The organism is Citrobacter sp. C6_1 (assembly GCF_014596835.2).
Classification (GTDB): domain Bacteria; phylum Pseudomonadota; class Gammaproteobacteria; order Enterobacterales; family Enterobacteriaceae; genus Citrobacter; species Citrobacter pasteurii.
Map to the genome: position 1 here is coordinate 2,287,437 of NZ_CP115031.1, position 13,203 is coordinate 2,300,639.

Annotated in this window: 10 protein-coding genes; 4 read left to right on the forward strand and 6 right to left on the reverse strand. The window is 51.2% G+C overall.

The genetic code is table 11. The features are described 5' to 3' along the window. Positions 1 to 56 precede the first annotated feature (56 nt). Both ompD and yddG read right to left on the reverse strand, forming a co-directional pair. Positions 57 to 1,136 (reverse strand): porin OmpD, encoded by a 1,080-nt coding sequence (gene ompD / locus IB196_RS11150; protein ID WP_005126796.1) that lies wholly within the window; start codon positions 1,134 to 1,136, stop codon positions 57 to 59. A gap of 458 nt (positions 1,137 to 1,594) precedes the next feature. After that, a complete protein-coding gene (gene yddG / locus IB196_RS11155; RefSeq protein WP_149692288.1) occupies positions 1,595 to 2,476 on the reverse strand; it encodes an aromatic amino acid efflux DMT transporter YddG in 882 nt (293 codons plus the stop codon). Positions 2,477 to 2,762: 286 nt separating this feature from the next. On the opposite strand from yddG, the gene fdnG reads away from it, so the two are divergent. The 3 genes from fdnG to fdnI are packed head-to-tail and all read left to right on the forward strand — an operon-like array spanning position 2,763 to position 7,356. After that, complete coding sequence (fdnG, locus tag IB196_RS11160; RefSeq protein WP_149692289.1) at positions 2,763 to 5,810, forward strand: formate dehydrogenase-N subunit alpha; 3,048 nt, start codon at positions 2,763 to 2,765, stop codon at positions 5,808 to 5,810. Positions 5,811 to 5,822: 12 nt separating this feature from the next. Beyond that, positions 5,823 to 6,707, forward strand: a complete 885-nt coding sequence (fdnH, locus tag IB196_RS11165; RefSeq protein WP_005126801.1) for a formate dehydrogenase N subunit beta — start codon at positions 5,823 to 5,825, stop codon at positions 6,705 to 6,707. Next, positions 6,700 to 7,356 carry a formate dehydrogenase-N subunit gamma gene (fdnI, locus tag IB196_RS11170; protein ID WP_188231629.1) on the forward strand — a complete coding sequence of 219 codons (657 nt, stop codon included), beginning with the start codon at positions 6,700 to 6,702 and terminating at the stop codon, positions 7,354 to 7,356. The genes fdnH and fdnI overlap by 8 nt, the downstream gene beginning before the upstream one ends. A 329-nt stretch (positions 7,357 to 7,685) precedes the next feature. Here fdnI and IB196_RS11175 read toward each other — a convergent pair whose 3' ends face one another. The 3 genes from IB196_RS11175 to sra all read right to left on the reverse strand — a co-directional run bounded on the left by IB196_RS11175 (position 7,686) and on the right by sra (position 11,728). Beyond that, positions 7,686 to 9,401, reverse strand: coding sequence for an ABC-F family ATP-binding cassette domain-containing protein (locus tag IB196_RS11175; protein ID WP_188231628.1), 1,716 nt, complete (start codon positions 9,399 to 9,401; stop codon positions 7,686 to 7,688). A 310-nt stretch (positions 9,402 to 9,711) separates the two neighbouring features. Further along, on the reverse strand, positions 9,712 to 11,409 hold the full coding sequence (gene maeA / locus IB196_RS11180) for a malate dehydrogenase (protein ID WP_005126805.1): 1,698 nt from the start codon (positions 11,407 to 11,409) through the stop codon (positions 9,712 to 9,714). Between the two features lie 178 nt (positions 11,410 to 11,587). Then, positions 11,588 to 11,728 (reverse strand): stationary-phase-induced ribosome-associated protein, encoded by a 141-nt coding sequence (gene sra / locus IB196_RS11185; protein WP_005126806.1) that lies wholly within the window; start codon positions 11,726 to 11,728, stop codon positions 11,588 to 11,590. 228 nt (positions 11,729 to 11,956) lie between these two features. Between sra and IB196_RS11190 the strand changes: the two genes are divergently transcribed. Then, positions 11,957 to 12,388, forward strand: coding sequence for an OsmC family protein (locus tag IB196_RS11190; RefSeq protein WP_005126807.1), 432 nt, complete (start codon positions 11,957 to 11,959; stop codon positions 12,386 to 12,388). A gap of 44 nt (positions 12,389 to 12,432) precedes the next feature. Here IB196_RS11190 and IB196_RS11195 read toward each other — a convergent pair whose 3' ends face one another. Next, positions 12,433 to 13,203 carry a 3-hydroxybutyrate dehydrogenase gene (locus IB196_RS11195; protein ID WP_040231045.1) on the reverse strand — a complete coding sequence of 257 codons (771 nt, stop codon included), beginning with the start codon at positions 13,201 to 13,203 and terminating at the stop codon, positions 12,433 to 12,435.

Here is a 13,203-nt window from a genome sequence, read left to right on the forward strand (position 1 = left end):
TCAAGAGAAAAAGCCAGCCCTGGATGGACTGGCTTTGTATTCAACTTACAACAAAATTAGAACTGGTAGTTCAGACCAACGGCTACGATGTTGTCAGTGCTAACACGTGCGTCAGAAGTGAATTTGTTGTCGTCCAGCAGGTTGATTTTGTAATCAACGAAGGTAGACATGTTTTTGTTGAAGTAGTAGGTCGCACCCAGATCGATGTATTCAACCAGATCCTGGTCGCCGTAAACACCCAGATCTTTACCTTTGGATTTCAGGTAAGCGATGGACGGACGCAGACCGAAGTCGAACTGGTACTGAGCAACAGCTTCAAAGTTCTGCGCTTTGTTAGCAATACCGTCTACTTTACCGAACTTGGTCATGTTGCGGGTTTCAGAGTAGGTAGTTGCCAGGTAGATGTTGTTCGCATCATATTTCAGGCCAGCAGCCCATACTTCTGCGTTTTTACCGGAAGCGTAGAATTCGTTGTTGCCATTACGCATCTGGTCATCAGTACGGTCAGATTTCGCATAAGTCGCACCGATGCCGAAGCCTTCGTATTCATAAGTAGAAGACAGACCGAAACCGTCACCGTTCGCTTCAACGTCGTTGCTGCGGTCGTTTTTGCCCTGATACTGAGCAGCAAAGTTCAGACCTTCAACCAGACCGAAGAAGTCAGTGTTACGGTAAGTTGCAACGCCGGTAGCACGCTGAGTCATGAAGACGTCAGTCTGGGTCCAGGTATCACCACCGAATTCTGGCAGGACGTCAGTCCATGCGCCGATGTCATAGGCTACGCCGTAGTTACGACCGTAGTCGAAAGAACCGTATTCAGCGAATTTCAGGCCAGCGAATGCCAGACGGGTTTTGTCTGCTTCGGAACCTTGATCTTCAGAACGGTTGCCTTTGAATTCATATTCCCACTGGCCGAAACCAACCAGTTGGTCGTTGATCTGAGTTTCGCCTTTGAAGCCCAGACGCGCGTAAGTTTTGTCACCATCGCTGCTGGTATCGTCAGAGAAGTAATGCTGAGCGTGAACTTTACCGTACAGATCCAGTTTGTTACCGTCTTTGTTATAAATCTCAGCTGCGTTTACCGCACCCGCTGCCAACAGGGTAGTCACTGCCACTGCAACTAATTTAAGTTTCATTATAAATAATCCTTATAATTTTTTCTTGGTGTGTTTCCTAAACCATTGCTAAACGAGGCCGTTCATCAATGACGAACTATTTTTAAATGACGATGTGGTATTAGTTCAATAATAAGTTTCATAATATTGCGGAATATTTGAATTTGTGTGATCTAGATCTACATAATACAGCTGATTATATTAATATTAATATGTGATCTTTTGGAAGAATATATTTTCGGCGGGGACTATTGTGCTGGTTATGGTTTACTAATCGTTAGTAACCCATGTAAAATATATACAACCGGAGGGTTATAGGTAAACATATAATATTTTCGGCTGTTGATTAATTACCAGTTACTTAACATTTAATTAAACAAATAAAAACATAAAACACAAGCGAAATGTACAATTATTATCCGTTAACTGACCAGAGTGTAGCCGGGTTTTATCTCTATGCCAGAAACCCGGCCTGATTTCTATACCCGACGTGTTGCCAGCCAGCACAGTAGCGAGCCAGCACAGACCATCAGCGCGCCTTGCCAGAACGAGAACGACAGCGGGGCGCTGAGCAATACAGCAGCCAGTGCAGAGGAAAGCACTGGAGTGAAATAAGACCCTACCGCCATGACAGTGACATTACCGTGTAAAATTCCGATATTCCATGCTGCATAGGCAAATCCTAGCGTTAATGCAGCCGTGAACATCTTAATGGTCACCGGTGTGCTGAAAACCATTTCTGGTTGTGGCGTCATAAAATAGTAGACCCACAAACTTGTCGCTGTCAGTAAAACAAAAACGGTGATGCCGTTAAAGCCTTTCGCAAATTTATTAGTGACGGTGCAATACGTTGCCCAGATAAAAGCACCCAAAAATGCGAGAAAATAACTCAGCGGACTACTGGCAATGTTGCTGATAATTTCACCTGGATTTAGACCGTTCTCGCCACCTAAAACCCAGCAGACTCCGGTCAATGCGAGCATTAATCCTGGAATTATCATCCAGTTTGTTTTTTGACCATTAAATAAAATAGCAAACAAAATCGTCAGACTTGGCCAGAGATAATTGACCATTCCTACTTCTATTGCCTGGTGTCGGGTAGCGGCATAACCTAATGCCAAAGCCAGGCAAATTTCATAGCTGACAAAAAGCACGCTACCGGCGATTAAATAACGAACAGGTATTTTTCTAATATTTGGAAATCCGACGGTAAATATCAGCAGCAGGCCGCTTAGCGAGAAGATCATCGCTGCGCCCCCCGCTGGCCCGAGACCTTCGCTTACCCCACGAATCAACCCCACCATCGTGCTCCACAGCACAATGGCGATGAGCCCGATTAACGTTGCTTTTTGTTTTGTCATGCTGTTTGTCTGTCCGTCGTCCTGGCAAAAATGAAGCTGAAATTTATAGCACTTTTACGTCAGCACAGGCTAACTAATTAGCTTTTAGCTAACCCCTTGTAGGTACACAGGTTACACAAACTGCACTATTTAGTAGCGGAACCGTTTCGTTATTGATTTGACGCAAAAAAAATATGGATATAGCTGTTAGTTTCGTCGCGAAGTTGTACATGTCATCTTTCAGACTGCCGCGCTGGGGCAAGGTGAAAGATGTCTTGTACGAACCCCTGTAAAAAAGAGGAAAGCAATGGACGTCAGCCGCAGACAATTCTTTAAAATCTGCGCGGGCGGTATGGCGGGAACAACAGTGGCCGCACTGGGTTTTGCACCCAAAATGGCACTGGCTCAGGCGCGAAACTACAAACTGTTACGCGCAAAAGAGATCCGAAACACCTGCACATACTGTTCCGTAGGTTGCGGGCTATTAATGTATAGCCTTGGTGATGGAGCAAAAAACGCCAAAGAGTCGATTTATCATATCGAAGGGGATCCGGATCATCCGGTGAGCCGCGGGGCACTTTGTCCTAAGGGCGCAGGATTACTGGATTACGTGCACAGCGAAAATCGTTTACGCTACCCGGAATATCGCGCTCCCGGTTCCGACAAATGGCAACGCATCAGCTGGGATGAAGCTTTCTCCCGCATCGCAAAACTGATGAAAGCAGACCGTGACGCCAATTTTATTGAGAAGAATGAGCAGGGCGTGACGGTAAACCGCTGGCTTTCAACCGGGATGCTGTGTGCATCTGCGGCGAGTAATGAAACCGGCATGCTGACGCAAAAATTCGTGCGCTCACTCGGCATGTTGGCGGTAGATAACCAGGCACGCGTCTGACACGGACCAACGGTAGCAAGTCTTGCTCCAACATTTGGTCGCGGTGCGATGACCAACCACTGGGTTGATATCAAAAACGCTAACGTCGTAATGGTGATGGGCGGTAACGCCGCTGAAGCACATCCGGTGGGATTCCGCTGGGCGATGGAAGCTAAAAACAACAATGATGCTACGCTGATTGTTGTCGATCCCCGTTTTACCCGTACAGCGTCGGTGGCGGATATCTATGCGCCGATTCGCTCCGGCACGGACATTACGTTCCTGTCCGGTGTCTTGCTGTATCTGATTGAAAATAACAAAATCAATGCTGAATACGTTAAGCACTACACCAACGCCAGCCTGCTGGTGCGGGATGATTTTGCTTTTGAAGACGGTCTGTTCAGCGGTTACGACGCCAAAAAACGTCAATACGATAAGTCGTCCTGGAACTACCAGTTCGATGAAAATGGCTACGCAAAACGCGATGAAACCTTAAGCCATCCCCGTTGCGTGTGGAACTTGCTCAAACAGCACGTTTCCCGTTATACGCCGGATGTGGTGGAAAACATCTGCGGTACGCCGAAAGCCGACTTCCTGAAAGTGTGTGAAGTGCTGGCCTCCACCAGTACAGCCGATCGTACCACGACCTTCCTGTACGCGCTGGGCTGGACGCAGCATACCGTTGGGGCGCAGAACATCCGCACCATGGCGATGATCCAGTTGCTGCTCGGTAACATGGGGATGGCCGGTGGCGGTGTAAACGCATTACGCGGTCACTCCAACATTCAGGGCTTAACCGACTTAGGTCTGTTATCGACCAGCCTGCCCGGTTATCTGATGCTGCCGTCAGAAAAGCAGACCGATCTGCAAACCTATCTGGCTGCCAATACACCAAAAGCGACGCTGGCCTCCCAGGTGAACTACTGGGGTAACTATCCGAAGTTCTTCGTCAGTTTGATGAAATCTTTCTACGGCGATGCGGCGCAGAAAGAAAACGACTGGGGCTTTGAATGGCTGCCGAAGTGGGATCAGTCCTACGACGTCATTAAATACTTCAACATGATGGATAGCGGGAAAGTCACTGGCTACATCTGTCAGGGCTTTAACCCGGTTGCGTCCTTCCCGGACAAAAACAAAGTGGTACAGAGCCTCAGCAAACTGAAGTATCTGGTGGTTATTGATCCGCTGGTCACAGAAACGTCCACATTCTGGCAAAACCACGGCGAATCCAACGATGTCGATCCGGCGTCGATTCAGACTGAAGTTTTCCGTCTGCCATCCACCTGCTTTGCAGAAGAAGACGGCTCGATTGCTAACTCTGGCCGTTGGCTGCAGTGGCACTGGAAAGGTCAGGATGCACCTGGTGAAGCGCGTAATGACGGCGAAATTCTGGCCGGTATTTACCATCGTCTGCGCGAAATGTATCGCACTGAAGGCGGTAAAGCTGTAGAGCCGGTGCTGAAAATGAGCTGGAACTATAAGCTACCGGACGAACCGCATTCCGCGGAAGTGGCCAAAGAGAACAACGGCTATGCGCTGGAAGATCTCTATGATGCCAATGGCGTGCTGGTGGCGAAAAAAGGTCAGTTGCTCAACAGCTTTGCGCTCCTGCGTGACGACGGTACAACGTCATCCTCCTGCTGGATTTATACCGGTAGCTGGACCGAGCAGGGCAACCAAATGGCTAACCGCGATAACGCCGACCCATCAGGTCTGGGTAATACGCTGGGTTGGGCATGGGCATGGCCACTGAACCGTCGCGTACTGTACAACCGCGCTTCGGCAGACCCGCAGGGTAAACCGTGGGATCCGAAACGGATGTTGATCCAGTGGAACGGTACTAAGTGGACCGGTAACGATATCCCTGACTTCAACAACGCCGCACCGGGCAGTGGCACCAATCCGTTTATCATGCAGCCGGAAGGGCTGGGGCGTCTGTTTGCCATCGATAAGCTGGCGGAAGGGCCGTTCCCGGAACACTACGAGCCGATGGAAACGCCGCTGGGTACTAACCCGCTGCACCCGAACGTGATCTCCAACCCGGCAGCGCGTCTGTACGAGGCGGATGCATTGCGCATGGGGACGAAGCAGGACTTCCCATACGTCGGAACCACCTATCGTCTGACCGAGCATTTCCACACCTGGACCAAACACGCATTGTTGAATGCGATTGCCCAGCCAGAGCAGTTTGTGGAAATCAGCGAAACGCTGGCGTCAGCAAAAGGTATCGGCAACGGCGACTACGTGAAAGTCAGCAGCAAACGCGGATTTATTCGCGCGGTTGCGGTGGTCACCCGTCGTCTGCAAACCCTGAACGTCAACGGTCAGAAGGTTGAAACCGTAGGGATCCCGATCCACTGGGGCTTTGAAGGAGTCGCGCGGAAAGGCTTTATCGCCAACACCCTGACGCCGAACGTCGGTGATGCAAACTCGCAAACGCCGGAATACAAAGCGTTTTTAGTTAACATCGAGAAGGCGTAAGGGGGCGAATATATGTCTATGGAAACGCAGGACATCATCAAAAGGTCCGCAACAAACTCCATCACGCCGCCACCTCAGGCCCGTGATTACAAAGCCGAAGTCGCGAAACTGATCGACGTTTCCACCTGTATAGGCTGTAAAGCCTGTCAGGTGGCCTGCTCAGAGTGGAATGATATCCGCGATGAAGTGGGTCATTGCGTCGGGGTGTATGACAACCCCGCCGATCTCAGCGCTAAGTCCTGGACGGTCATGCGGTTTACCGAAACCGAACAGAACGGCAAGCTGGAGTGGTTGATTCGTAAAGACGGTTGTATGCACTGTGAAGATCCGGGCTGCCTGAAGGCATGCCCGTCTGCCGGGGCAATCATCCAGTACGCCAACGGGATTGTTGATTTCCAGTCAGAGCATTGCATTGGTTGCGGGTACTGTATTGCTGGGTGTCCATTTAATATTCCGCGCCTCAATAAAGAGGATAACCGCGTGTATAAATGTACGCTGTGTGTGGATCGCGTCAGCGTTGGGCAGGAACCTGCCTGCGTGAAGACCTGTCCAACCGGGGCAATACATTTCGGCACTAAGCAGGAAATGCTGGAAATGGGCGAGCAGCGAGTGGCAAAACTGAAAGCACGTGGTTATGAATATGCCGGTCTCTATAACCCGGAAGGTGTGGGAGGCACGCACGTCATGTACGTTCTGCATCATGCCAACCAGCCGGAGCTGTATCACGGTCTGCCGAAAGAGCCTAAGATCGATACCTCGATCAATCTGTGGAAAGGGGCGCTGAAACCGCTGGCTGCTGCCGGATTTATCGCCACCTTCGCCGGGCTGATTTACCACTACATTGGCATCGGCCCGAATAAGGAAGTGGACGACGACGAGGAGGATCATCATGAGTAAGTCGAAAATGATTGTGCGCACGAAATTTATCGACCGCGCCTGTCACTGGACGGTGGTGATCTGCTTCTTCCTGGTGGCGCTGTCGGGGATTTCGTTTTTCTTCCCGACCCTGCAATGGCTGACGCAAACTTTCGGTACGCCGCAGATGGGGCGTATTCTGCACCCCTTCTTTGGTTTGCTGATCTTCGTCGCGCTGATGTTCATGTTTGTGCGCTTTGTTCACCACAACATCCCGGATAAGAAAGATATTCCGTGGCTGAAAAACATTGTGGAAGTGCTGAAGGGCAATGAACACAAAGTGGCGGATGTCGGTAAGTACAATGCCGGTCAGAAAATGATGTTCTGGTCGATCATGAGCATGATTTTCGTGCTGCTGATTACCGGCATTATTATCTGGCGTCCATACTTTGCGCAGTTCTTCCCGATGCAGGTTGTACGCTACAGCCTGTTAATCCATGCTGCGGCGGGCATTATTCTGATGCACGCGATCCTCATCCATATGTATATGGCATTCTGGGTGAAAGGTTCGATTAAGGGCATGGTCGAAGGGAAAGTGAGCCGTCGCTGGGCGAAGAAACACCACCCGCGCTGGTATCGTGACGTCGAAAAGGCCGAAGCCAAAAAAGAGAACGAGGAAGGGTTACAATAACCCATTAACGTTCTGCTGATAAAAATGGCGCTACCGACGTAGCGCCATTTTTTTATCACTGTATTACCAGACGTCGAAGCCGGGAAATATCGACGCTTTATCCCCGGGGCGGGGATGATTTGTCATTTTCATCAATGATAATCCTCGTAATCAATGTTCCCTCAAGAGGAACACCATCACCAATGTTCCGCTGCGCGCAACATCAATCGCTATGTTTTACAAAATTATGCGGCGAATACGCTAAGCGAAAAAGCGAGAAGGGGAATATCTGGAAAGTGCCACGCAAGATCTGCCGGACAGGGCATAACGCCGTTGTCCGGCAATTCGTTTTACTCCAGTTGTGAATTCAGACGCTCAATCTCCTTACGCCATTGCGCCTGTAACTGCGGTTTCTGATGCTTTGGTTTGCGTGCGAGGTCGTCGGCCAGACGTTGCTCAAGATCGAGGAGTTGCGCCAGTACTTCATCACTGTCACATCCTGTTTCGACTCTTGCTTCGACCACCGTTTTGGGAATATTGATTTCTGTGAATGTTTCCCGAATACGCGCATTGACCGCGTCCAGATCGTGCCATTCGCTAAGCTCACCTTCGTCGATAAACCAGAAGCGATTGCAGCTTTGGCGGATGAGCTGACGGTCATGACTGACCAGCAACACGCCGCCGTTGTAGTTTTGCAGCGTTTCTGCCAGCGCCTCTTTACCTTCCAGATCCAGATGGTTGGTCGGTTCGTCGAGCATCAGCAGGCTATAGCGCGCAAGCGTCAGCCCCACAAACAGCAGCCGGGAGCGCTCTCCGCCGCTTAATGTACTGACCCTCTGCCCATGACGAATCCACGGGAAGCCCGCGCTTATCAGCGCCATCTTGCGAACATCAGGCTGCGGAGCAAACGGTTCGAGCGTATCAAACAACGTGTCGTCATCTGTGAGCTGGTGTAGCGTCTGATCGTAATACCCCAGTGTGACGCGAGGGTGCAACACCAGTGAACGCGATGCCATTTGCGACTGATACTGCTGCCAGATAAGCCGTAGCAACGATGATTTCCCACAGCCGTTACGCCCAACAATTGCCACCCGGTCGCCACTTTTTATCCTGATCCCGGCGATGGAAAATAGCGTCGCGGCATCAGGGGCTGGTGCGACCGACAGGTTTGTCATTTCCAGCAGACGGTCGGCACGCAGGGCATCACCCTGCAATGTTAGTGTCCACTGACTTCCTGCAGTCACTTCCGTCTGAACATCCTTCAGGCGCTGCACCTGCTTTTCCATCTGCTTCGCTTTGCGGGACAAATCTTCGTTGTCGTAGACCCGCCCCCAGGTTGCCAGTCGTTTGGCACTGGCGGTAACGCGATCAATCTCCTTTTGTTCCGCCTTATAGCGCAGTGCATCGCTGGCATCTCTCTCAACCAGAGCCTGACGAGCGGCGCTGCAGGGAAGATCAAAAGCGTACAGTGTGCGATCGCGCAGGATCCAGGTTCCCTGCGTGACGGCATCAAGCAGTTGTGGATCATGGGACACCACCACGAAGCTGCCAGACCAGTTCTGTAAGAACTGCTCCAGCCACAGCAATGTCGGCAAATCCAGATGGTTACCCGGTTCATCCAGCAGCAGCAGGTCAGGATTACGCATCAGCGCCCGCGCTAATAGCAAGCGTGTGTGCTGGCCACCGCTCAACGTTTGCGCTGTCAGAGATAAATTCTCTGGCGTGAAACCCATTTCGGCAAGCAGTGCTTCAACCCGCCATTGTTGAGCCGCACGCTCATGCTCAGGAAGTTGAGCGAGAACGGCTTCCTGCAGCGTAAGAGGCAGTATATCGTCAGGTAGATGTTGTTCTACACGCGCGAGATGGCAGTGATTCGCCTGTGCAATGGTGCCACTGGTGGGGGCGATTGTGCCATCAAGCAGTTTTAACAGCGTACTTTTTCCGCAGCCGTTGTAACCGATTAGCCCAATGCGGTCGCCTTTTTTCAGGGTAAAAGAGAGATCGTCGAACAGGGTGCCGACTGCCGTATCAACGTGTAAGGATTGTGCGGTTAGTAATGTGCTCATTGTTGCTTACTCAAGAGTTACAGGCGTAAAAACGCCTCGTCAAACATCGCTGACGATAACCCGGTAAGCCCGAGAGAAGGGGATTTAGACGTTAGCTTCGCTCAAGCAGAAGTTATCGCAGCACGATACCGATAACGCTTGAGCACTGGCGATCGCCAAAAGCATGTGAAACGATAAAACGTTCACAGTACAGCATGAGTATCCTCCTTTTATTTTTCCCGAATGTTAATCAATGGTGAAAGTGTAATCGCAAGTTACTGGATTGCGCAAGTGTTGAACACCCGGCGGCAGTGCACCGCCGGGCAAACCGTCAAATGGAAGTACGACGGTAGTCGCGATATTCCGCCTGCCAGAAATTCTCGTCGATTGCCTGTTGCAGCGCTTCGGCTGACGTTTTCACCGCCATGCCTTGCTGCTGGGCCATTTTACCGACGGCAAACGCAATGGCGCGGGACACGGTCTGAATGTCTTTCAGTTCCGGTAACACCAGTCCTTCTCCGTTGAGCACCAGCGGTGAATACTGTGCCAGCGTTTCACTGGCCGACATCAGCATTTCATCGGTGATGCGCGAGGCGCCAGACGCAATCACGCCGAGGCCAATACCCGGGAAGATGTACGCGTTATTACACTGGGCGATAGGGTAAGTTTTCTCTTTCCACACTACCGGTGCGAACGGACTACCGGTCGCAACCAGTGCGTTACCTTCGGTCCAGGCGATAATATCCTGCGGCGTGGCTTCTACGCGGGAAGTCGGGTTAGACAGCGGCATAACGATCGGACGCGGACAATGCTTGTGCATTTCGCGAATGATCTCTTCGGTAAACAGGCCAACCTGTCCGGAAACGCCGATCAGGATGTCCGGCTTGACGTTGCGAACAACATCGAGCAGAGACAGCACATCTTCTTGCGTATCCCAGTGCTGAAGATTTTCGCGTTTTTGCACCAGTTTGGTCTGGAAAGAGAGCAGGTTGGGCATTTTATCGGTTAACAGGCCGAAGCGATCGACCATGAACACGCGTTGACGCGCAGCTTCTTCGCTTAAACCTTCACGCTGGATTTGCGCGATGATCTGCTCGGCAATCCCGCAACCAGCGGAACCTGCCCCGAGGAAGACGATGTTCTGCTCGCTCAACTGGCTACCCGCCGCACGGCTGGCCGCAATCAACGTACCGACGGTAACCGCAGCGGTGCCCTGAATATCATCGTTGAACGAGCAAATTTCATCACGATAACGGGTCAGTAGCGGCATGGCGTTTTTCTGCGCGAAATCTTCAAACTGCAACAGTACGTCTGGCCAACGATGCTTCACGGCCTGGATGAATTCATCAACAAATTCGTAGTATTCATCATCGGTGATGCGCGGATTACGCCAACCCATGTACAGCGGATCGTTCAGCAATTGCTGGTTGTTGGTCCCGACGTCAAGTACCACCGGCAAGGTGTAAGCCGGGCTAATCCCGCCACACGCGGTATACAGCGACAGTTTACCGATTGGAATACCCATCCCGCCGATCCCCTGATCGCCAAGACCCAAAATACGTTCCCCATCGGTGACGACGATGACCTTGATATTGTGGTTAGGAACGTTTTGCAGGATATCGTCCATATTGTGGCGGTTCTGATAAGAGATAAACACGCCGCGGGCGCGACGATAGATCTCAGAGAAACGCTCACAGGCCGCGCCTACCGTTGGGGTATAAATAACCGGCATCATCTCATCAAGGTGATTATGCACCAGTCGATAAAACAGGGTTTCGTTAGTGTCCTGGATGTTGCGCAGGTAAATATGTTTATCGATTTCGGTTTTGAAGCCCTGATATTGGATCCAGGCACGTTCAGCCTGTTCTTCAATCGTCTCGACCACTTCCGGCAGTAACCCCAGCAGGTTGAAGTTACGGCGTTCTTCCACACTGAAAGCGCTCCCTTTATTCAGTAGAGGGAATTCCAGCAGTACCGGGCCAGCGTAAGGGATGTAAAGGGAACGCAGTTTTTTAGTTTCGTTTTCCATGTCACTCACTCTTTTTTGAATAACCGTCCCTGGCACTCTTATGATCGTATAGGGCCTGTCCGCCAGGGAAACGGGCGAAGTATAAAGCATTGTGAATAGGTTAAGGGGTTTTATAAGCAAAAACACCACTGCGGTTGCAATGGTGTTTATCTCGTTAATCAGTATGTCGTGCGGGAAACTACTTGCTGTCAGCGCGGCGTTTTCTTCCGGTAGGATTGTTGACCACGCTGGATTTGTCGCCTTCGGTCACGACTTTACGTTGATTGGAGATTTTGTGGTCCAGTCCAAGAATATGACGGGCCTGACGGTTCGATTTCATTCTAACTCCTTAATCCTGTTACTGGTTTCAAGGGCGAGCCCGCGTAAGAACGGACGAAATACAACCTGACAAAAAGCCGATGAGTAAACTAACGGCTCTCTGGATGGTCGGTCATTTTATCTGAAAGGTCAATGCGTAAGCAGTAAATGCAGAACTTTCAATTAAGGAGCATGCATTTCCCCATGAGGCCTATACTTGTTACTCCGATGACAACACAGGAGAGCGGTAATGACTATCCATAAGAAAGGTCAGGCACACTGGGAAGGCGACATCAAACGGGGTAAAGGGACCGTGTCGACAGAAAGTGGCGTACTTAACCAGCAACCGTATGGATTTAATACACGTTTTGAAGGCGTCAAAGGCACTAACCCTGAAGAGTTGATTGGCGCGGCCCATGCAGCCTGTTTCTCGATGGCGCTTTCGCTCATGCTGGGTGAAGCAGGTTTTACGCCAGATGCCATTGATACTACAGCCGACGTTTCTCTGGATAAAGTGGATGCCGGGTTTGCTATCACCAAAGTGGCGTTGCACAGCCAGGTGAGTGTCCCGGGGATAGATGCCGCCACATTTGACGGGATCATCCAGAAAGCGAAAGCTGGTTGCCCGGTATCGCAAGTGCTGAACGCGGAAATTACACTAGATTATCAACTGAAGTCTTAATGAGTATGTGCCGGATACGACGGGGTCTTATCCGGCCAATGTCACTATTGCGCTACCCAGCCGCCATCCATATTCCACGCGACGCCGCGCACCTGCGCCGCGCCGTCTGAGCACAGAAACAGCGCCAGCTCACCTAATTGTTCCGGCGTAACGAATTCGCGCGACGGTTGCTTTTCCGCCAGCAGAGCGTCACGCGCCGCATCGGGTTCAGCCCCTTCGGCAATACGTTTGTCAATCTGCTGCTGGACCAGCGGGGTCAATACCCAGCCGGGACACAGTGCATTACAGGTGATTCCCGTCTGGGCGGTTTCCAGCGCGATAGTTTTGGTTAAACCCACCACGCCATGCTTGGCTGCCACATAAGCGGATTTGTCTTTTGACGCCACCAGGCCGTGAACAGAGGCGATATTAACGATGCGTCCCCAGTTACGCGTACGCATGCCGGGAAGCGCCAGGCGTGTGGTATGAAAAACAGAAGAGAGGTTAATGGCGATAATCGCGTTCCACTTATCAACCGGAAAAGTCTCTACAGGTGAAACATGCTGGATCCCGGCGTTGTTGACCAGAATATCCACACCACCGAATTCGCTTTCGGCATAACGCATCATGTCAGCGATTTGCGCTTCATCGCTTAGGTCAGCGCCATGATAGCCTGGCGTTTTGCCATATTGCGCAACGGCATCTTTGGCGGCATCGACATCACCAAATCCGTTGAGGATCAGCGTCGCGCCCGCCTGCGCCAGCACCTGCGCGATGCCTAATCCGATACCGCTGGTAGAGCCGGTAACCAGGGCAACTTTTCCCGTTAAGTTCAT

Coding starts and splice junctions, on each gene's coding strand:
- ompD (WP_005126796.1), bottom strand. CDS start 1,136: ATGAAACTTAAATTAGTTGCAGTGGCAGTGACTACCCTGTTGGCAGCG.
- yddG (WP_149692288.1), bottom strand. CDS start 2,476: ATGACAAAACAAAAAGCAACGTTAATCGGGCTCATCGCCATTGTGCTG.
- fdnH (WP_005126801.1), top strand. CDS start 5,823: ATGTCTATGGAAACGCAGGACATCATCAAAAGGTCCGCAACAAACTCC.
- fdnI (WP_188231629.1), top strand. CDS start 6,700: ATGAGTAAGTCGAAAATGATTGTGCGCACGAAATTTATCGACCGCGCC.
- IB196_RS11175 (WP_188231628.1), bottom strand. CDS start 9,401: ATGAGCACATTACTAACCGCACAATCCTTACACGTTGATACGGCAGTC.
- maeA (WP_005126805.1), bottom strand. CDS start 11,409: ATGGAAAACGAAACTAAAAAACTGCGTTCCCTTTACATCCCTTACGCT.
- sra (WP_005126806.1), bottom strand. CDS start 11,728: ATGAAATCGAACCGTCAGGCCCGTCATATTCTTGGACTGGACCACAAA.
- IB196_RS11190 (WP_005126807.1), top strand. CDS start 11,957: ATGACTATCCATAAGAAAGGTCAGGCACACTGGGAAGGCGACATCAAA.
- IB196_RS11195 (WP_040231045.1), bottom strand. CDS start 13,203: ATGAACTTAACGGGAAAAGTTGCCCTGGTTACCGGCTCTACCAGCGGT.